Origin of the sequence: Mariniradius saccharolyticus AK6 (assembly GCF_000330725.2) — a bacterium.
GTDB classification, from domain to species: domain Bacteria; phylum Bacteroidota; class Bacteroidia; order Cytophagales; family Cyclobacteriaceae; genus Mariniradius; species Mariniradius saccharolyticus.
The window spans coordinates 26221-46750 of record NZ_AMZY02000012.1 but is presented as its reverse complement, the minus strand read 5'-3'; the positions used below and the strand labels follow the sequence as shown (position 1 = coordinate 46750).

Annotated in this window: 15 protein-coding genes; 12 read left to right on the top strand and 3 right to left on the bottom strand. The window is 46.5% G+C overall.

Annotation, left to right across the window (positions count from 1 at the left end; translation table 11 throughout):
* Positions 1-17 precede the first annotated feature (17 nt).
* From C943_RS12785 to C943_RS12765, 6 genes are all read left to right on the top strand, one after another.
* Positions 18-686, top strand: a complete 669-nt coding sequence (locus C943_RS12785) for a response regulator transcription factor (protein ID WP_008628453.1) — start codon at positions 18-20, stop codon at positions 684-686.
* The gene (locus tag C943_RS12780; RefSeq protein ID WP_008628451.1) at positions 683-2068 is read left to right on the top strand and encodes a sensor histidine kinase; all 1386 of its coding nucleotides are present in this window, start codon (positions 683-685) and stop codon (positions 2066-2068) included. The genes C943_RS12785 and C943_RS12780 overlap by 4 nt, the downstream gene beginning before the upstream one ends.
* 238 nt (positions 2069-2306) lie before the next feature.
* Positions 2307-5444 carry an efflux RND transporter permease subunit gene (locus tag C943_RS12775; protein ID WP_008628449.1) on the top strand — a complete coding sequence of 1046 codons (3138 nt, stop codon included), beginning with the start codon at positions 2307-2309 and terminating at the stop codon, positions 5442-5444.
* A complete protein-coding gene (locus C943_RS22480) occupies positions 5428-6639 on the top strand; it encodes a TolC family protein (RefSeq protein WP_008628447.1) in 1212 nt (403 codons plus the stop codon). Before C943_RS12775 ends, C943_RS22480 begins: the two co-directional genes overlap by 17 nt.
* Before the next feature lie 3 nt (positions 6640-6642).
* Entirely contained in the window at positions 6643-7782 is a 1140-nt protein-coding gene (locus C943_RS12770) for an efflux RND transporter periplasmic adaptor subunit (RefSeq protein ID WP_008628445.1), read from the top strand.
* A gap of 169 nt (positions 7783-7951) precedes the next feature.
* Positions 7952-10453 (top strand): cation-translocating P-type ATPase, encoded by a 2502-nt coding sequence (locus tag C943_RS12765; protein ID WP_008628444.1) that lies wholly within the window; start codon positions 7952-7954, stop codon positions 10451-10453.
* 141 nt (positions 10454-10594) lie between these two features.
* Here C943_RS12765 and C943_RS12760 read toward each other — a convergent pair whose 3' ends face one another.
* The 3 genes from C943_RS12760 to C943_RS12750 form a co-directional block, all read right to left on the bottom strand.
* Positions 10595-11167, bottom strand: coding sequence for a DUF4136 domain-containing protein (locus C943_RS12760; protein ID WP_008628443.1), 573 nt, complete (start codon positions 11165-11167; stop codon positions 10595-10597).
* Positions 11168-11263: 96 nt separating this feature from the next.
* Positions 11264-11860: an OmpW family outer membrane protein gene (locus C943_RS12755; RefSeq protein ID WP_008628442.1), complete on the bottom strand. Its 597-nt coding sequence runs from the start codon at positions 11858-11860 to the stop codon at positions 11264-11266.
* A gap of 8 nt (positions 11861-11868) precedes the next feature.
* Entirely contained in the window at positions 11869-12504 is a 636-nt protein-coding gene (locus tag C943_RS12750; protein WP_008628441.1) for a DUF4136 domain-containing protein, read from the bottom strand.
* 291 nt (positions 12505-12795) lie between these two features.
* On the opposite strand from C943_RS12750, the gene C943_RS12745 reads away from it, so the two are divergent.
* From C943_RS12745 to C943_RS12720, 6 genes are all read left to right on the top strand, one after another.
* Positions 12796-13377: a TetR/AcrR family transcriptional regulator gene (locus C943_RS12745; protein WP_008628440.1), complete on the top strand. Its 582-nt coding sequence runs from the start codon at positions 12796-12798 to the stop codon at positions 13375-13377.
* A gap of 383 nt (positions 13378-13760) precedes the next feature.
* Positions 13761-15113 carry an anaerobic C4-dicarboxylate transporter family protein gene (locus C943_RS12740; RefSeq protein ID WP_008628438.1) on the top strand — a complete coding sequence of 451 codons (1353 nt, stop codon included), beginning with the start codon at positions 13761-13763 and terminating at the stop codon, positions 15111-15113.
* Positions 15114-15171: 58 nt separating this feature from the next.
* The gene (locus C943_RS12735) at positions 15172-16230 is read left to right on the top strand and encodes an asparaginase (RefSeq protein ID WP_008628435.1); all 1059 of its coding nucleotides are present in this window, start codon (positions 15172-15174) and stop codon (positions 16228-16230) included.
* Positions 16231-16358: 128 nt separating this feature from the next.
* A complete protein-coding gene (locus tag C943_RS12730) occupies positions 16359-17846 on the top strand; it encodes an aspartate ammonia-lyase (RefSeq protein WP_008628433.1) in 1488 nt (495 codons plus the stop codon).
* Between the two features lie 56 nt (positions 17847-17902).
* On the top strand, positions 17903-19117 hold the full coding sequence (locus C943_RS12725; RefSeq protein ID WP_008628429.1) for a porin: 1215 nt from the start codon (positions 17903-17905) through the stop codon (positions 19115-19117).
* 31 nt (positions 19118-19148) lie between these two features.
* Positions 19149-20498: an OprO/OprP family phosphate-selective porin gene (locus C943_RS12720; protein ID WP_008628428.1), complete on the top strand. Its 1350-nt coding sequence runs from the start codon at positions 19149-19151 to the stop codon at positions 20496-20498.
* Positions 20499-20530 lie beyond the last annotated feature (32 nt).

Genomic DNA, 20530 nt, shown 5'->3' with positions numbered 1-20530 from the left:
GAAATAAATCTCAAGCGATGAGGATATTGGTCATAGAGGACGAACCAGGAATTTCGGGTTTTCTGAAGCAGGGCTTGGAGGAAGAGTCTTTTTCTGTCGATGTGGCAGCCGATGGAAAACACGGTTTGGAAATGGCCTTGAGCGGAGAATATGACCTGATTTTGGTGGATTGGATGTTGCCGGGAAAAAGCGGGATCGAAGTGACGCGGGAGTTTAGGAAGTCATATCCGGCGACGCCCTTGATTTTCCTGACCGCAAAGGACACAACAGATGAAATCGTGTTTGCCCTACAGGAAGGTGCCAATGATTACATCCGCAAGCCTTTCCACTTCGAGGAACTGTTGGCGCGGATTCGTGTGCAACTTAGGCCAAAAACGGGCGAAACCACGGTTTTCACCCTCGGACCGATCACCTTGTATACGGAAAGCCATCGGGTCGAAAAGGATGGGAAAGAAATTGCGCTTACCCAAAAGGAATTTGCGCTTTTGGAATACCTCATACGCAACAAGGGAAAGGTATGCCGCAGAAGCCGGATTATAGAGAGCGTCTGGGATATTCATTTTGGGTATGATTCGGGAGTCATCGATGTGTTTATCAATTCCATCCGCAAGAAGCTCGGACTTACCAAAGAAGACAACTATCTACAGGCCATAAGGGGTGTCGGCTATATGGCACAGGAAATATGACACTTCCCTACAAAATCAGACTTTCGCTGCAGCTGACCGGGACCTCGGCCCTTGTGGTACTGGCAGCTTTTTTGATCATTTATAAGGTTGCCGAATGGACCCTTATCAGGAATATTGACGAGGATTTGGTGCGGGAATCAAAGAAACATGAAGCCCAAATCACACTCAAGAATGGAGTGCTTGCTTTTTCCCACAGTGGGGAGTGGGAGGAAGAGGAGCATCAGGAAGTCCAATTTCACCCGATTTTCATTGAGATAGTGGATGCCGCAGGCCGGCAAATCGATCGATCGCCAAATCTCGGAAACCTCAGGCTCAGCTTCAGGCCGGATTACGAAAATCCAGCCGTCGGATACTTCCAATTTTTGGGCAACCAAGAACTAAGGCAGCTGCAGACTACGCTTCGTAATGGTGATAGGATCGAGGGGTATCTTTTGGTAGCGACTTCATTTGAGGAATCCAGAAACCTGTTGGACAATCTCAGGACGATTCTTCTCCTCCTGTATCCGCTGATATTGTTGTCACTATTTTTGGCGATGCGGTTTTTGGCTGGGAAAAGTATCGAACCGGTCGACAAAATCACGAAGCGGGCAAGAATGATTTCGCAGAACAACCTCAACGATCGGATTCCCCTGCCGGTTAAGAATGACGAAATCAAAGCCCTTGCAGTCGCCATCAACGAGCTTTTGGAGCGCTTGGAAGATGCCATGAACCGCGAGCGTCAATTTACCTCTGATGCTTCCCACGAACTCCGAACGCCCATTTCGATACTCAAAGGAAACTTTGAAGTGCTGATTCGGAAGCCTAGGGATCCGGAGGAATATGTTTCCAAAATAAAATCCGGACTGCAGGAAATCGAAAAACTGGATGGGATCATTGACCAGCTTTTGGACTTGGCGCGGTTCCAAAGAGACAAATGGGATATCCATGAAATTGAGATCGGGAGCATCGCTGCCGAAGTCGCCGAACTCATATCCAAGAGCCAGCAAAGGCAAATCATGGTTGATTGCCAACCGGAGGGCCCAATCTATGTTAATTCCAACGAGAAATCCATTTTTATCATCCTGAACAACCTCATCCGCAATGCCGTGAAGTTTTCGTTGGCCGAGACGCCGGTATTGGTGGAAATCAGGAAGCAGCAATCCTCGGTGATTTTGGAGGTGAAGGACAAGGGCATTGGGATAGAGGAGCAGTCTTTGTCCCAGGTTTTCAGCCCATTTTTTAGGGAAAACGCACCAGAACTTGGTAAGGTACCGGGTTCGGGCTTGGGGCTTTCCATTGTCAAAAAGTTATGCGACCACCTCGGTATCGCTATTTCCGTCGAAAGCCTGAAGGGCAAAGGGACGACGGTTCGCTTGGTTTTCCAACAAGAACCCGAATCTTAAGGGAACATTAAGAATTCCCTAAGGGATTCGAAAGACGCCAGAACTACTTTTGATCCATCAAATAAATCGGTTGGAAGATTCAGTATTGGATACATGGGTATAAATGCTTGAAACAGTGCGACTTTCAAAGATGCATCAAATAGCATTGGCCGGCTGAAAGATACCGAAAAAATCAAACTCCATTTCGAGTTTTTCCCCTGATAAAAGGGTAAATTAAGATATCGAAAATCAAGAAAACATGTTGGACAAGATCATTCGCTGGAGCGTAGAAAACAAGATTATTGTCTTCCTTTTTGTTTTGGGAATCATCGGCTTTGGATTTTATTCGCTGACGAAGATCCCCATCGGCGCAGTCCCCGATGTGACCAACAATCAGGTGCAGGTCATCACCACTTCCCGAAATCTATCCACCGAGGACGTTGAAAAATATCTGACTTATCCCATCGAGTTGGAGATGGTCAACCTCCCGGGCGTGAAGGAAATCCGTTCCGTTTCCAAGTTTGGCCTGTCTGTGGTCACGATCGTGTTTGAGGATAAAATAGGCACCTATCTGCCTCGGCAATTGATTGCGGAGAAAATCAAGATAGCAGAGGAGCGGATTCCTGCCGGATTTGGCAAGCCCTTCATGGGCCCAATATCCACTGGATTGGGTGAAATCTTCCAATACATCATCGATGTGAAGCCGGGCTACGAGGACCGCTACAGCCTGACCGATCTCAGGACGATTCAGGATTGGATTGTAAAAAGACAACTTTCCGGCATCAGCGGCGTCGTGGAGGTGAATACCTGGGGTGGCTTTTTGAAGCAATATGAAGTAGCTGTCAGTCCGGAGCGTCTCCGGGCAATGAATATCGATCTGGTTCAGGTATTTAAGGCACTCGAGGAGAACAATGCCATCGCAGGCGGCGGCTATATCGAAAAGACAAACGAGTCTTATTTTATACGTGCGGAAGGCCAAGTCAAGACCCTTGAAGAAATCGGGCTGATCGTGGTGGATAACCGCAACGGTTTGCCAATCTATGTCCGGGACTTGGCGAGTGTCGGTTTTGGCCATGCAAACCGCTTTGGCGCCATCACCGCAAATGGGCAGGGTGAAAAGGTGCTAGGCCAAGTCATGATGCTAAAGGATGCGGATTCCAAGGCCACCATCGACCGGGTCAAGGCCAAGTTGGAACAAATCAAACCCACGCTGCCCGAAGGAATTGTTGTCAATGGCTTTTTAGACCGCAGTGAATTGATCGGGAAAACCACCTTCACAATTGCGGAAAACCTCGTCCTTGGTTGTCTTATTGTGGTATTCGTGGTGGTGTTGCTTTTGGGAAATTTGAGGTCAGGGCTTGTTGTCTCCTCCGTCATTCCACTGAGCCTGCTTTTTGCACTTTCCATGATGTACATTTTTGGTGTCGATGCCAACCTGATGAGTTTGGGTGCGATCGATTTTGGGATCATCATAGATGGCGCTGTGATTATTGTTGAGTTTATTGCTTTTCAGTTGACGGCGAAATATGGATTGCTCTTGGGTCTTTCCAAGTCCGAAATGAAAATCCAAAAAGACAAGATCGCGGTAGAAAGTGCCTCCAAAATGATGCATTCGGCTGTTTTTGGCCAAATCATCATCATTATTGTATTTATTCCCATTCTCTCATTGTCGGGCGTGGAGGGGAAAATGTTTGGTCCCATGGCCAAGGTCTTCAGCTTCGCCCTTATTGGAACCATGCTGCTGGGCATGACTTATGTTCCGGTGGTTTCTTCGCTCTTCCTCAAGCCAACAGATCCAAACAAAAGGAACATCACCAAAAGGCTGATCGACTGGATCAACAGCCTTTATGGACCTTCGATCAATTGGGCCTTGGATCGGAAAAAGACTGTCCTGGCCCTCGCCGTGGCAATATTGGTCGTGGCGTTTGGGATTTTTTCGAGAATGGGAGGGGAGTTTATCCCTACCTTGGATGAAGGGGATTTTGTAATTCAGCCGGTTTTGAAGACTGGTACCACACTCAGCAATACCATCGAGACAACCACCGAGATCGAGAAAATACTGTTGGAGTTCCCGGAAGTCGATCAAGTGGTCAGCCGCATCGGTGCTGCAGAAATCCCCACGGACCCGATGTCCATGGAGGAAAGCGACATCATCGTGACGCTGCTGCCGCCTAAGGAATGGAAAACGGCTTCAACCAAAGATGAGTTGGCCGATGCTTTCAAGGAAGCCCTTTCCGTGATTCCGGGTTTGGAATTTGAGTTTACCCAGCCAATCGAAATGCGCTTCAATGAGTTGATCACAGGTGTGCGTGCCGATTTGGCGATCAAGGTCTTTGGGGAGGATTTGACCGTCCTCAACCAAAAAGCCTTGGAGATCGAAGCCGCAATAAAAGGCGTGGAGGGTGCCGCGGATATCATTGTCGAGAAAACCGCTGGACTTCCGCAGATGAAAATCCGCTACGACCGAGAAAAGATCGCCAAGTATGGCATCAACATCAGCACGCTCAACGACATCATCACCATGGGTTTTGCGGGAAAGGCAGCCGGAACGGTTTTCGAGGGCGAGAAGCAATTCGATCTGGTGATCCGGTTTCCACAGGAATTCAGGACCGACCTCGACAACATCCGAAGAGCATCCGTGAATTTGCCAGACGGCAGTTCGCTGCCGTTGAGCGAGTTTGCAGAGATATACCTGGACAAGGGTCCTGCCAAGATCTCGAGGGACGGCACGAGAAGGAGGGTGGTGATTGGCGTCAATGTCAGAAACAGGGATTTGCAGTCTGTGGTCACCGATATCCAACAAATCATCCAATCGGAGATAGACCTTCCCGAGGGTTATTTTCTGGATTATGGAGGTCAATTTGAAAACCTCAACATGGCTAAAGCCCGACTCATGGTCGCAGTTCCGATCGCCTTGGCCTTGATCCTGTTGCTGTTGTATTTTGCGCTTTCCTCCATGAAGGAAGCGCTGATGATCTACACTGCGATCCCCTTCTCCGCTGTCGGAGGCATCCTGTTGCTGTATTTCAGGGGAATGCCATTCAGCATTTCTGCAGGGGTTGGATTTATTGCGCTCTTCGGAATAGCGGTACTCAACGGCATTGTGCTGATCGAGCATTTCAAAGAATTGCAAAAGGACCATGAGGGGGACCTGAAATCCTTGATTCTGAGAGGTACCCAAGAAAGATTGCGTCCGGTATTGCTCACCGCTGCCGCTGCCGCGATGGGCTTCCTGCCCATGGCCATTTCTACTTCTGCTGGTGCGGAAGTACAGCGTCCTTTGGCCACGGTCGTGGTAGGGGGGCTGATTTCCGCAACCTTGCTTACCATGATTGTCCTTCCTGTTTTGTACACCATCTTTCATTCAACCAAGAAAAGCCATGAAACTGACAAGTGAAGCCCGTCTTTTACTTCTCTGGGCGTTGATGGCAATACCGTTTCAGGCGATTGCGCAAAAAACAGTGCTGGATCTTCCCGCAGCCATCGCTGCTGCCCAACAGAATAACCTAGGACTTCAATCGGCCTTCCAAAAGCTGGAAGCGGCCAGGGCGATGGTTCCTATGGGTTTCGACTTGGACAAAACCCAAGTCTTTTACCGCCATGACCAAAACGACATCGCGGAAAACGGATACGCAAACAAGGTATTCGGAATAAGCCAAAACCTGCAATTCCCGACCGTATACGGAAAGCAGAGACGTGTTTTGGAGGATTTAAGCTTGGTCGAGCAGCAGCAATTTCAACTCACCCAAAACCAGGTCATCAAGGAAGTGTCGCAGACCTATTATACAATCGTGTACCTTCAGAAACTGGAGCAGAACTTTCGTTTTTTGGATAGCTTGTACAAACAGTTTTCCATCGCCGCTGATAGAAGGTATGAAGTGGGTGAAACCAATTACCTCGAAAAACTCACCGCACGCAGCAAAATGAGGGAATTGGCGGTCCGCTTGGCACAAACCATCGAAAGCAAAAACCAAGCCTATGTCAGGTTGGAACAGTTGATCCAACTGGGCAGCGAGTTCGAAATTCCCGACCAGGATCTTGCGCCATTGCCCGTCGCCGACTGGCCCTTGGATTCCCATCCGGGTGTATTGTACTACCAGGAAGCTGTCCAATGGAAAAAGGACAATCTTTCTCTGGAACGGCATCGCCTGATGCCGGATTTGTTTGGGGAGTTTTTTCGCGGTACCAACACCGGCCCCAATGCCCGAATCTACCCGGGCGTGCAGTTGGGCGTAGCCATTCCGCTGTGGTTTGGGGCCCAAAAGGCCAAAATCAGCTCCTCAAAACATGAACTTTCACAGACCTCTTTGGCTGCGGAGAATTATACCTTCCAATTGGGAAATCGAAGAAGACAATTGGAAATCGAGTTGCAGAAATACAAGGAAGCGATCGCTTTCTACACCGAGGAAGGAAGGCAACTCAGCATGCAGTTGATCAACCAAGGCAACCAAGCTTACAAGGGTGGAGAAATCGATTTTTTCCAATATGTGTTGCTGGTGGAAAATTCACGGAGTATCGAAGTCGACTACCTTTCCAGCCTCCAAGGCTACAATATGACTGTTTTTGAAATCAATTACCTGATCAATCCCTGACCCATGAAAAGGCTCATTTATATATCGCAACTCTCGGTTATCCTGGCAGCTATGTTTACAGCATGCGGGTCTGGCGGGGAAAAGACCGTCGAAAAGCAAGCAGAGGCCGAACTGAACGAGATTGTTATCTCACAAGCACAGTTCGAGAAAGCCCAAATGGAATTGGACACGCTATCTGAGCATGTTTTTTCGGATTTCATTATGACCACGGGAATGGTCAATATCCCTGCAGAAGGGCGCTTTGACGTGAGTTCCTATTTTGGAGGAAACATCGTCAGGTTTGACTTGTTGGTAGGGCAGAAGGTCCAGAAAGGGCAGGTACTTTTTACCCTCGAAAACCCCCAATTTGTCCAGATGCAGCAGGATTACCTGGATGCATCCAGCCAACTTTCGTACCTCAAATCCGATTATGAACGTCAGAAAACGCTCATTTCAGAAAACATTTCCTCCCAGAAAAGCTTCGCAAAAGCCGAGTCCGACTACAAGAGCACACTTGCCATCACAGAAAGTCTCCGCAAAAAGCTCCAGTTGATCAATATTGCAACAAGGGATTTGGATCCCGCCAAAATCACCTCCACCGCCAACATCTACGCCCCGATTTCGGGATACATCGAGTCCATCAGGGTAAACCAAGGCACTTACCTCAATCCCTCTGACATCGCATTGACCATTATCAACAAGGATCACCTGCATATCGAACTTAGCGTATTTGAGCAGGATGCGATAGCCTTGGCCATTGGGCAGCAAGTGACTTTTTACTTACCTGACAACAAAGACAGAGAATTCAAAGGCAAAATCTTTCTCATAGGCCAGTCCATCAACGAGAAGCGGATGCTGAATATTCATGTCCATTTGGATGACGAAAAAGAGGGAAATCTGCTCGTGCCGGGTATGTTCATAGAGGCCAAAATTGCTGTGAAGAGCAAGAAAAGTACGGCATTACCCGCCACGGCAGTCGTCAATGCCAACGAGGTCAATTTTGTCCTGGTACTCATGAGACAGGAAAATGATCAGTATTTCCTGAAAAAGGCGAAAGTGGAGGTCGGATTGCAGGACAGCCAAATGGTTGAGATTCGTTCTGAACAGGATTTTGCGCCTGGTACGCGGTTTCTCTCCAAAGGAGGCTTTCAACTGGTGAAGTGATGCCCTGCCAATGCAAGGATGTAATCGATGCGCCGCGCTGAAAGCCTGCGAATGCGGTATTGGTGACCCGCGTATCACTTTAGCAAGGACCTTCAAATGTCATTTTCAACGAAAACCCCTCATTTTAAAATAGGATATGCAGACTTTGGTTTTTTGATTATTTTACAAGATGAACGAATATCAAGGTCTTTCGGATGCCGAGGTGGATGCAAGTCGCAAGGCTTTCGGGCGCAATGAATTGCGAACAAAGACCAAGAGCCCGATTTGGGGTATTTTGCTGGAAATCCTCAAAGAGCCTTTGTTCATTATCCTGGTGGCGACCTCCATTGTCTACTTTTTGCTCGGAGAGCTAAGCGAGGGTACGATCATGTTGGTTGCCATTGGGCTGGTTTCAGCGATTTCCATATTTCAGGAAAACAAAAGCAGGACGGCCATTGAAGCCCTCAAGAAACTATCCACCCCGAAGGCAAATGTTTATCGCAACGGCAAAAAGACCAATATTGCAGTGGAAGAAGTCGTGGTGGGGGATTTTGTACTGGTTGAGGACGGAAACGTGGTGCCCGCAGATGCCAGAATCGTGGAGGCTCACGATTTTTCGGTCAACGAAAGCATATTGACCGGAGAGTCGCTCTCAGTATCTAAGGACCAATATTCAGAATCTCCCATGATCTATAAAGGGACGACGGTCGATTCGGGAAGCTGCGTGGCGGAAGTGGTCGCGGTTGGAATCCAGTCCTCTTTGGGGAAAATCGGGGACAGCCTCCAAGACATAGAACAAACCAAAACCCCGCTTCAGACCCAGATAAAGAACTTCGTCCGGTCGATGGTCATCTTTGGAGGCATCGCTTTTCTGTTGGTATGGCTCATCAATTACCTGGATTCCCACGACCTGTTCAATTCCCTGCTTCGGGGGCTGACATTGGCCATGTCGGTCCTTCCTGAGGAAATACCGGTCGCTTTCAGCACCTTCATGGCCTTGGGTGCGTATCGCCTTTACAAAAGCAATGTCATCACCAGAAGTCCCTACACCGTGGAGACCTTGGGAACCGCGACGGTGATTTGTACGGATAAGACAGGCACCCTGACCGAAAACCGAATGGAACTCCGGGCGATCTATGATTTTGGATCGGATACCTTGACTGATTTCACAAAGCATCAGCCCGCATTCAACGAAACGATCGAATATGGCTTATGGGCCTCGGAGGTCTTGCCATTTGACCCAATGGAAAAATCCATCCATGCCTTTTATGAAAGGCATGCGCCAGTCGATGAGCGCAATTCCTTCAAGATGGTACACGAGTATCCGCTGAGCGGAAAGCCACCCATCATGACGCACATTTTTGAAAAGCCAAATGGAGAAAAAGTGATCGCTGTGAAGGGAAGCGTGGAAGGATTGATGAACCAATGCGATCTCTCGACGGCGTCTATTGTGAAGATTCTTGCACACGTGGCAGCATTTACGGAAAAAGGATTTCGGGTTTTGGCGGTAGGCAAGGCGGATGCCGGACTTGCCGTCTATCCCATTACGCAGCATGAATTTGATTTTGAATTTTTGGGTCTCATGGCCTTTTATGATCCCCCTAAGGCAAACATCCAAAATGTACTCAACACATTTTACGAGGCTGGTATCGAGGTAAAGATGATCACGGGCGATTACGCTACTACCGCGACGGCGATTGCCCAGCAAGTGGGGCTGCGGTCTACCGATTCGGTGCTTAAGGGCGATGAAGTGATGCTGATGGAATTTTCAGAGCTGCAACAGTGGGTAAAGGACACCCAGGTGTTTGCCCGGATGTTTCCCGAGGCAAAGCTGCGGGTAGTCCAAGCGCTCAAAAACAATGGAGAAATCGTAGCCATGACCGGTGATGGCGTCAATGACGGTCCAGCTTTGAAGGCGGCGCATATCGGCATCGCCATGGGAAAAAGGGGGACTGAAGTCGCAAAGTCAGCGGCGGCATTGGTGCTGTTGGATGATGACTTGGGTCATATGACCGAGGCGGTTGCCTTGGGGAGGAGAATTTATGAAAACCTGAAAAAGGCTATCCAATACATCATTTCCATTCACATTCCAATTATTCTCATCGTCCTGCTTCCTTTGGTTTTGTCCTGGGAATATGTGCTCATTTTCACGCCAATCCACGTGATATTCTTGGAGTTAATCATGGGGCCAACCTGCTCCATCGTCTTTGAAAACGAACCGATTGAGCCCAACTCGATGAACAATCCCCCTCGAAAGATGTCACAGACGTTTTTCTCTTGGCCGGAACTTTCCCTGAGTGTTGTACAAGGCTTGCTGATCACCGTTGCCACTTTGGGATTGGGATATTTCGTGATGGTTTCCGGAGAGTCCATTGAGACAGTCCGTACAATCATATTCACAACCCTCGTCATGAGCAATGTTTTCCTGACTCTGGTAAACAGATCCTTTTATTATTCGGTACTCAAAACCTTCGGGTATCCCAACAGACTGATTCCCATAATTCTGGGGATTTCGGTGGTATTGTTGATTTTGATTTTGACCGTCCCGCCTATCCAAGGCATCTTCAAATTTGAGGCGGTGCGGATTCAATTCATCGCCATGGCATTGCTTGTGTCTTTTGTTGGGGTGTTTTGGATAGAGGTCTGGAAAGCTTGGCGAAGGCATAGACAGCGCAGTAGAGAAAATGCGTAACTGGGCAGACATATTGGGATGCAGTCCAAAAAGTGAAAGTTCAAGTATCAACAAACCACAACCGAGGTAATTGAAACAAAGCAGCGGTTGGATTTGATCAGATTCCGCTTTTTACTTTTCGTTTCGGTAATAATGCCTTATTCATTTGTGTTTGACGGGCAATCTCATAAAAATCTGCTCAACTGCGCGACGTATGTCTGTTTCTAAGTCTGTCGTGAAGGAAATCTTTTCTTGGGCCCAGCCTCTCCAAACCAACTTCTGGGTTTTGGTATCGTACATTTCGATAAATAAAACGCCTTCATCGTAATTCTCCTGGGTAATTTGTCCTCCAGCCACGGGAACATACCCGCCGACATAATATCCCGGTCCTCCAAATCCCACGCCCACGCTTACCTGTGGAGCCTGATTGTATGCGATTCGGTTTTCGATTTGTGTATCAAAAAGAAATACCGCATCTGGATTTTCAACATCCAAGATGAATCCCTTTTTCTTCAATTCTTGGTTGGCCAGATCAAGGATGTATTTGGCGTAGAGCTTGTTCCCTTTTTTGTTATCCTCTACAAAATGATCCAAATTTATCCAGGCGTAGGTTTTGTATTGCTTTAGATCTGTTTTTTTGTCCTTGTAGGAATATGTCTTCATGATGGAGGAACAAGAAGAAGCAAGGATTTGGGCGGCAAAAATAAGGAAAAGGAACCGGGTCAGATTTTTCATTTTTTGTAGGTTTGATCGGGGTTAGCTCTAAACAAATGAGGACGGAAAAATCTCCGTCCTCAGCTATCTCTAACATAAAGCTGGGTTTATATACTTCTAGTTGCCCATGAAAACATAGCCGATATTTAGCGAGAGGAAGGACTGCGCAGCGTTAAAGTCACCGGCGGCAAGTCCGTAGGAATATTTCACGGCGACTGAAACGCCGGCAAAATGGTTTACAGAGTAGAAGAAACCAACCTGTGGCTGAAAGGCAAAACTCCAGGCATCCTCTTCCAATCGGAAGATACCCATATCCGTGGCCCGCTTATTGTAAATAGTGCCCACGCCCAATCCTACGTATGGATTGAGGTCATCTCCCGGCTTGAGGTAATAATCCCCTGAAAGAAACAACGGAAAACTATTCATATACCTCCATTGCTTTCCACTCAATGATCGGTTGTCAATGGTATAGGTCGCAAACGCCCTTTCCTCGAAAAAGGTATTCCATCCTGTAGTCAGGCCAATTCCAATGTTGGGCTTGATCAACTTTCTGTAATCAAAGGCAATCCCCCTAAAGCTTGGTGCCGAAATAAAGCTATTAAGATCACCGGTCGGAAGTGCTATTGAATAAGAAGTGTTGGTATAGGACTGCCCATTCGCCGAAAAGTCGCCCAGTATCAATATCAATGCCGCCAAAACAAATATCTTTTTCATAACAAATATTAGTCGTTTAGTTTCAGATAGGGTGACTGAATGAATGCTTGATCAATTGAATCAGTGATCCTCGCTATATTTCCCGTTCCCGATAGCAAGCCATTGCCTACCATGATCCACGATGCCCTTGTCAAATTGATGGGATTATCGACATTGGGATCCGACATGGTGATGATCATCGAGCCTGTCGTGTAGCTTGACACGGTGTAAAATGGTGGATAATACCATCCCCATCCGGGATAGTAGCCTCCATACCACCAATTGTACCAATAACTGTACAACAGAGTGGTATTCCTTATTGCCCCCGGGGTCAATACCACGTCAGGGCTTTCGCTGATTGCTACCTTTTCCCATCCGAAATCCGCCATGTTTTGCTCGATTGCCTCAAGAATTGGTATGGCATAGATATCCTTCATAAAAATATAGGTGGTGTCACCATTTTTGATTTCCACATCAGTCACGATTTTATTGGGCAAAGAATAGGTGCTTCTGGCCTGAAAATCAAAATCCCGCTCAAATGAAGTGAATGTAATATCCATATCTTCATAAAATTCCGGTCCGTCAGGATAGCAATTCCACAATAGGAAACTAGCGATAAACGGTATCAAAACTCTTGTCAAAACCCTGTCCATAAGTTGGTTCATTTATACACGTCTAATTTTCCACAACAATCTAATTGGATACATAAAGGTACCGTTCTGCAACATCATTTTCCAGAAGGCTTTACGCTAGTTTATGGACGTTGTAGTTTAGAAAGAAAACAGAAAAAATGGTTTGACTACTTGGTGGCCGTTTATTGCCGGTTTGTATAAAACTGAAGGTACCTGATTATATTTTTATCGATTTTTTCGAGAAAGATTAAAAAATTTCCTTGTTTTATTCTTTTCCATTAGCCTGATTTTTTTTAAGTTTATAGTGGTCCGATAACGCATTTTATGAGCAGAGTCAATAAGGGAGAATATTGGGTCTTGAAGGGATATGAGTTGTTTGGAGAGGATGGTATAGAGGGACTTCAAGTGGAAAGGCTGGCAAGGGTTTTGGGGTTGAATAAATCAGGGTTCTACCATTATTTCAAAACAATGGATCATCTTTTGGATTCACTGATGGAACGCCATCATCAGAATGTAGATGAGATGGTAGTCGGTATGGCTTCCATCAAAAAGTATGATCCGGATTATATTCACTTTTTGGTGAAGAATAAGCGAACCGTTCTATTTCAAATGCAATTATTGAGGGATAGGCATATTAGGCTTTTTTGGGACACCTATAACCAAGTGAATAACAAGATAAATCAGGGTGTAATGGACCTTTGGTCAGCGGAAATTGGTTTGCCAAAGGAAGTTGCAGAACATTTTTACAACGTCGTGCGGGAGATTTTCTACGCAAAAGTGACCGCCAAAAACCTGACTTTTGACTTCATCCACCAAATTCTATCTGATGCGAAGCTGTTGATTCAAGAAATACAGAGCAACAATTTTGAACCAAAGGGTACGCGGAGTGCTACAATTTACGAGTAGTTTTTAGCTTAAATTGATTTTATTTATTGATAGACTATGTTTGATTTTTCTTTTCTATCAAGCCTGGGATTTTAACTTTCGCCCGTTGATTTTATCCTGTAATATTAAGTTTAGTCAAGTTTAGTTTTCGGTCAAAAAACAGATACCATTTGATTTTATATTGTCTGGAGAGGATTCCTGTTTTGGTTTTTTTTTGAACGGTGACGTTCCCTTTTCCATTACGAAGAATGATTTTTATCATGATTCCCACGGATAAAAGACGCTATTTTTACCTAAATCATCGAAGTTAATTTCAATAAATCCTGTTGGAAAGAATAATATTCTGATTTGTAACCACTGCGAGTTGATGTTTTCAAATTGATTGACAATTAAATCAATCCCAAGTGATACTTATACAACTGCTTGTTCTGCTGTTTTGTATTTTCCTTGGTGCCCGAATGTCAGGCATTGGGCTGGGAGTGATGGGCATGATCGGACTTCTGATTTTTATGTTTGGGTTTGGCATTCAACCCGCAGATCCGCCTCTTGAGGTGATGCTGATCATTCTAAGTGTGGTTACGGCTGCTGCTGCCTTGCAAGCAGCCGGTGGCATGGATTACCTCGTGCAAATAGCGGGAAAGATTCTTCGGAAAAACCCCAAACAGATCACCCTGCTTGGACCACTTGTCACATACGCATTTGTTCTTTTTGCCGGAACTGCACATATCTCCTATTCCATCATGCCAATTATCGCTGAGGTGGCGATTAAGAACCGTATTCGTCCTGAACGGGCCATGAGTATGAGCGTAACCGCTGCTCATATGGCCATAACCGCCAGTCCGGTATCGGCTGCTGCTGCTGCCTTGCTCACCGTATTGGGGGCATCAGGTGTTCAGCTAGCTGATATTTTGGTGGTTGGTATTCCTTCTACGCTAGTAGGTGTGATGGTTGGGATATTGTTCGTGTGGAGACGCGGGAAAGAATTGAGCGATGACCCGGAATTTCAGGAACGGATAAAAGATCCCGTCTTTGCCACTAACTTGGAAGGCACGGGAAAAACAAAAGAATTTATTCTAGCACCTGGTGCTATCAAATCAGTGGTAATTTTTGGATTGGCTGTGGTGGCTGTAGTTGTGTTGGGTTCTTTTCCCACCTTTTTACCGGAGTTTGGAGACAAACCTGGATTTTCTCCCGGGTTTGCGGTGAATGAAGCAGGGCATGTACTCATGCCTTCCATGATCATGATTGTAATGCTGGCAGCAACCGGCTTTATCATATTGTTTGCCAACACCACCGCGGCTGCGGTTACCAAGGCAAGTCTATTCGCTTCGGCTGGTCAGGCCACTATTGCCGTGTTTGGTGTGGTTTGGATGAGCGGAACCTTTATGGAAAATAACTTCGAGGTGATTCAAGGGACATTGGGGGAACTCGTGTCTTCCTATCCTTGGTCCTTTGCCATTGCGCTCTTTATGCTTAGCATGTTGCTATATAGCCAGGCTTCGACAGTCAAGGCTTTGATGCCGCTGGGCCTGGCGCTTGGATTGCCGCCTGCTTATCTCATTGGGATTTTTCCGGCGTGCAATGGACACTTCTTTATTCCGGGATATCCAACATTGCTGACAGCTATTCAATTTGATCGTACCGGTACGACGCGAATCGGCAAGTACGTTTTGAACCACAGTTTTATGCTTCCAGGTCTTGTTACCACTACTGCATCGGTATTAGCAGGGTTGCTATTTCACTCCATACTATTGTAAAGGCCACCTTCTTATTGTAGACAACTTAATTATTAATAAAAACTAAAATTGCAACAACATGAAAACGCTAATTTCAATTTTTGCATTTCTGGTCCTGGTAATTCAAGTTCAGGCCCAGAATCAGCCTCAATTGCCAAGGGTGATAATTTTGGCAACAGGCGGAACGATTGCAGGGGCAGGGGCATCTGCTGACAGGGCCGGCTACACAGCCGGAAAAATCCCAATTGACGATCTGATTGGAACGATCCCTTCCGTAAAGAAGATCGCGAATATTTCCGGTGAGCAGATTGCTTCCGTAGGCAGCCAGGATATGACCATTGAAATCTGGAAAAAACTGGCAATTCGCGCCAATGAAATTTTTGCCAAGAATGAAGCCGATGCCATCGTCGTAACACACGGTACCGATACGCAGGAAGAAACCGCATATTTTCTTGATTTGGTAATTCCATCTGACAAGCCGGTAGTACTTACCGGATCGATGCGTCCTGCTACAGCGATTAGCGCTGACGGTCCGAAGAATTTGTACGATGCCATTACGGTAGCGATTAATCCCGAAACGAAAGGCAGGGGTGTACTGGTAAGTTTCAATGAAGGCATTTTCGATGCACGGGAAGTGATGAAGATGAGCACCACCAAAACGAATGCTTTTGATTCTCCTAATACAGGCGCTATTGGCCAAGCTTACGACGGAAGGGTTGAATATTACTCACGATCTGTTCGGGAAGTGAACCCCCCTAAACCCATTCAGCTAAGAGCTGATACCAAATTACCAAGGGTTGATATCGTGTACATGTATGCCGATGCCCCGGGGGATCAAATTGATTTCCTCATCAGCAAGAAAGTGGATGGCATCGTAATCGCCGGTGTGGGTAATGGCAACTTCAACAAGGCCTATATGGATGCCGTGAAACGCGCGGTTGCCGCCGGTATTGTAGTTTGCCGTGCCAGCCGGGCACCGTCCGGCCGGGTAGTGCTGCATGACGAAATCAATGACGATGAATTGGGTACCATCGTTTCGGATGACCTGACTCCTCAGAAGGCAAGGGTATTGCTGATGCTGGCCCTGACAAGAACAAAAGACAGGAAGCAATTGCAGGAGATTTTCTTCACCTACTAACGCGTATTATGAACGTCATTTCGAAGGGGAGGTATTTCGATGTAGGCTGGGAAAAAATCCATAGACGATTTCCAGTTGCAGCCCGTGAAGTCTAAACATCCATTTTCATAGTTGAACTAGCATAAGGTATGAATAAGATCAAATTAATCATCGCATTGCCGATACTGATGCTATTTGCCCCTCAGTATGCACAGGCACAAAAGAAAACACCGGCTGAACAGCCCCCTCAATTCCGTACGGAAAAGGATTTGTTGGGAGAAAAGCAGATCCCACATGATGCGTACTATGGCGTTCAAACCCTCCGTGCCCTCGAGAATTTTCCAATCAGTGGCGTAAAGACCAATTTTTACCCAGATTATGTCAAGGCCTATGCGATCGTAAAACTGGCGGCTGCCCGCGCCAATACGGAGGTAGGTAGAATGCAGCCAGAGCGGATGGCGGCTATCGAGAAGGCCTGCCTTGCCGTGATAGATGGCAAATATCATGATCAGTTCTTAACAGACCTTTACCAAGGTGGTGCGGGTACTTCTGCCAACATGAATGCCAACGAGGTATTGGCTAACATCGCGCTGGAGATGATGGGTAAGAAAAAGGGAGAGTATCAATTCATCGAACCCCACGATGACCTCAACATGGGTCAGTCGACCAACGATGTGTATCCTACCGCTATTCATATTGCGCTGATATTGCATAATGACAAAGTGATCAAAGAAGCGGAGTTGTTGGCACAAGCCTTTCACAAAAAAGGCGAGGAATTCAAAAACCTGGTAAAGATGGGCCGTACCGAAGGTCAGGACGCCGTGCCGATGACGCTGGGTCAAGAATTCCACGCCTTTGGTTCACAAATTGACGGCGCCATAGAGGTACTCCGTAAAAGTGAAACCTACTTGTATGAGATCAACATGGGGGCGACGGCAATTGGTACCGGACTTACTGCGTCGCCCGGTTATGCAGAGAAGTGCGTGGCACAGATTGCTAAAATCACGGGAAAGCCTTTTGTCGGACCAAAGGACCTGATTGCAGCTACCAGCAGCATGCAAGGCTTTGTGATGTTTTCTTCAGCTTATAAAAATCTTGCGGTAACCTTGTCCAAAATCAGCAGTGACTTGATTTTCCTTACATCCGGTCCGCGAAATGGGATTTTTGAAATCAATTTGCCGGCATTGCAGCCGGGCTCGTCGATCATGCCCGGAAAAGTAAATCCGGTAATGCCCGAAGTGATGAACCAGGTGTGCTACAAAGTAATGGGAAATGATGTGACAGTCACGATAGCCTCCCGCGACGGTCTACTGCAGCTAAATGCCTACGAGCCCGTGGTCGCTACTTCAATCATGGAATCTCAAGCGCTTTTCTTTAAGGTGATGCCTTTGTTCCGCACCAACTGTATTGATGGAATCACTGCCAATGAAGAGGTTTTAAAACGCTATCTCGAAACGACGATTGGGATTGTAACTGCGCTCAATCCAGTTTTGGGCTATGAGAAAACCACTGAACTGGCCAAGGAAGCCTTGGAAAGCGGAAAAGGAATACTTGAACTCATCCGGGAGAAGAAACTGCTGACCGAAGATCAAATCAAAAAGCTATTGGATCCCGCTGCTTTGACAGGGCAGAAGTAGTCATTCCTATCAATAAGTAATACAAATTATTCTTTCACTCTGTAAATGATACCGGTATGAAATCATTCAACAGTGCAATATGGATGCTTTTGCTTTTCATGCTGCCCGCTTTTGTGTGGGCGCAAAAACAAGAGCGTCAGATTGGTGACACTACGTCCATAAGAACCCTGATCCCGGAGTCCAAGCAGGGCTTGCTCAAAAATGTGAGCATGATTGCCAACATGAATTATGCCTTTCGAAATGAATTTGTCGACGGAGCATACACGCAATCCAGGTTCAAAAATGAGCAGTTTCGTTTGGAGATTCGGGGACAAGTCCACGAAAAGGTTTTTTTCCGATTTCGGGATCGGTATACCCGTGCGCAGACTTCTGAGTCTCTAGACAATTTAAGTCGATCTGTAGATTTGGCCCATATCCGCGTGGACATAAACTCAAGATGGAGTATTTCAGCCGGAAAGATGTGTGCTGATTGGGGGGCTTGGGAATTTGATTGGAATCCAATCGATATCTACGAATATTCGGACATTGTAGAGTACGCAGACAACTTCCTGAGTGGTGTAGGATTCACCTACACCCCAAGCGCAAAAAATCAGTGGACCTTTCAGATACTCGACTCAAGAACCAAAACTTTCGAGGAATTGTATGGGACCCAGCCTAATTACACGGCTTCCAAGGCACCTTTGGCCTTCGTTTCCAATTGGCGAGGAAGCCTGTTTGATGGAAAGTTGAAGACTATCTGGTCCTACTCCCTTTTTAATGAAGCGCAGGATCTAAGCGGACGGAGTGCAAATATGAACTACATAGCACTAGGTAACGAATTCAATTTCTTTCCGAGATTCAGATTTATCTATGATTTCAAATGGAGTGATGAGCGATTGGACCGCACAGGTATCGTTAGCCAAACAATTCCAGATGATTTGTTTCCATATTCTGTGTCTAATACTGTTTACATCGGTCACTGGATCAACCTACGCTATATCGTGAGCCAAAAAGTACACCTTACCTTCGTGGGCATGCTCGATATTGCCAATTGGAACAATAGCTTCAACGATCCCGAAAACCTTACAGGCGAGCAAAACATACGGAACGCGTGGGGCTTTATTCCTGCTGTCGAGGTGTACCCTTGGAGTAACCTGAATTTTCGGTTTTTCGCCAACTGGGTAGGGAGGGTTTATGACTATTCGGATTATGCCCAGAACCGATTTGGAGCACAGAACAGCACCACAGGAAGGTTTACGGTAGGATTTATTACTCCGCTTGGAATTTTTTAGCCAGATAAAAAAAGTGCTACACATAGCATTGATGTCTGTTGCAAAAGACAAAAAAATGCTTCAGGATTTTTGTATTAGACTGTCAGCGATTGTTTTCCCTTCAGGATTAGCCGTCAGGCTAATCCTGACTTTGCTTTTTATTACCTCTTTGGCAGTTGCTCAAGAAACAGAGAGGAGACTCATTCCTGATGGAACAATGGGAGAATATTTGGAACCGATCGATTCCCTCGAGAAGAAGAAATTCCTCAAGAACCGAATCATATTTACCGGGCGATTCAGCAGCTTACGGGTCGGCATGGGTTTTCTTTATGAGTTTGCTGGTTATTCTCAGGACGCCGCCGCAATGCAACAAATGGATTCCGCCGGGCTTTCGCTTGAAAATCAGTTCAAACCGCGTGATTTTAGGATTCTTGTTAACGGACAACTCCGGACCAAGAGAATGATATCCTGGAAGGCAGGACTCATGTACGATGGACCCACTCGGGAATGGTTTATGCGCGAATCCGGGGTGACCATTGCTGTACCGGAGATTTCAGGCCATATTTTCGTCGGAAGGACCAAAGAAGGTTATTCACTCAACAAGGTCATGAATGGTTATGCAGGCTGGACCATGGAGCGGCAAATGGCATTGGACGTTATTCCGATTTTGGCCGATGGGATTAAGTGGATTGGCTTTTGGCCAAAGAAAAGAATCCTGTGGAATGTAGGAATCTACGATGATTTCTTTTCAAGAAGCCAGGCGTTTTCGACCTACAGCTGGCAAACTGCGGCGAGAATAGGGTGGCTTCCTATCTTTCAACCGAGGGAGAATAAGCAACTTCATTTAGGACTAAGCTATCGATTTGGAAAGGTTGAATCGGGGGAGATGAGATTAAAATCGCGCCCAGAATCCAATCCCGCACCTTTTTTTATTGACACGGATAACTTCAAATCGAAACACTCCAATCACGTTGGGGCGGAGATTTACTACACCGAGGGTCCACTAATGATCGGTTCAGAGTACCATTGGCACAAGTTTGAAGTAAACAACGCAGGGAAAGTGCTTTTTCATGGAGGAGAAGCTGTTATCAGTTACATTCTCACGGGTGCGTCGAGACCCTACAGTACCACGAGTGGGGTGTATGCGTTTGTACCCGTGAATAAATCCGTTTTTAAAGGCGGATTTGGGGAACTTGAAGGGTTGGTTCGGATTTCAAACCTTGACTTAGACGGGGGAGTAGTAGCGGGGGGCAGGTTTTGGAGGCTGACTCCTATGATCAATTGGTATATGTCGCGATCCCTGAGGTTCGAATTAGCGTACGGCTATGGGATTTTGCATCGGTTCGAACTGAAAGGTGCAACACAATTTTTTCATGCCCGAATTCAGGTAGCGATTTTGTAAAACCCTGTTGCAATTCAAGCAGACTTAGACTC

Excerpts from the sequence above, each read along its gene's own strand:
- C943_RS12785 (WP_008628453.1), top strand. The coding sequence starts at position 18 with ATGAGGATATTGGTCATAGAGGACGAACCAGGAATTTCGGGTTTTCTG.
- C943_RS12780 (WP_008628451.1), top strand. The coding sequence starts at position 683 with ATGACACTTCCCTACAAAATCAGACTTTCGCTGCAGCTGACCGGGACC.
- C943_RS12775 (WP_008628449.1), top strand. The coding sequence starts at position 2,307 with ATGTTGGACAAGATCATTCGCTGGAGCGTAGAAAACAAGATTATTGTC.
- C943_RS22480 (WP_008628447.1), top strand. The coding sequence starts at position 5,428 with ATGAAACTGACAAGTGAAGCCCGTCTTTTACTTCTCTGGGCGTTGATG.
- C943_RS12770 (WP_008628445.1), top strand. The coding sequence starts at position 6,643 with ATGAAAAGGCTCATTTATATATCGCAACTCTCGGTTATCCTGGCAGCT.
- C943_RS12765 (WP_008628444.1), top strand. The coding sequence starts at position 7,952 with ATGAACGAATATCAAGGTCTTTCGGATGCCGAGGTGGATGCAAGTCGC.
- C943_RS12760 (WP_008628443.1), bottom strand. The coding sequence starts at position 11,167 with ATGAAAAATCTGACCCGGTTCCTTTTCCTTATTTTTGCCGCCCAAATC.
- C943_RS12755 (WP_008628442.1), bottom strand. The coding sequence starts at position 11,860 with ATGAAAAAGATATTTGTTTTGGCGGCATTGATATTGATACTGGGCGAC.
- C943_RS12750 (WP_008628441.1), bottom strand. The coding sequence starts at position 12,504 with ATGAACCAACTTATGGACAGGGTTTTGACAAGAGTTTTGATACCGTTT.
- C943_RS12745 (WP_008628440.1), top strand. The coding sequence starts at position 12,796 with ATGAGCAGAGTCAATAAGGGAGAATATTGGGTCTTGAAGGGATATGAG.
- C943_RS12735 (WP_008628435.1), top strand. The coding sequence starts at position 15,172 with ATGAAAACGCTAATTTCAATTTTTGCATTTCTGGTCCTGGTAATTCAA.
- C943_RS12730 (WP_008628433.1), top strand. The coding sequence starts at position 16,359 with ATGAATAAGATCAAATTAATCATCGCATTGCCGATACTGATGCTATTT.
- C943_RS12725 (WP_008628429.1), top strand. The coding sequence starts at position 17,903 with ATGAAATCATTCAACAGTGCAATATGGATGCTTTTGCTTTTCATGCTG.
- C943_RS12720 (WP_008628428.1), top strand. The coding sequence starts at position 19,149 with ATGTCTGTTGCAAAAGACAAAAAAATGCTTCAGGATTTTTGTATTAGA.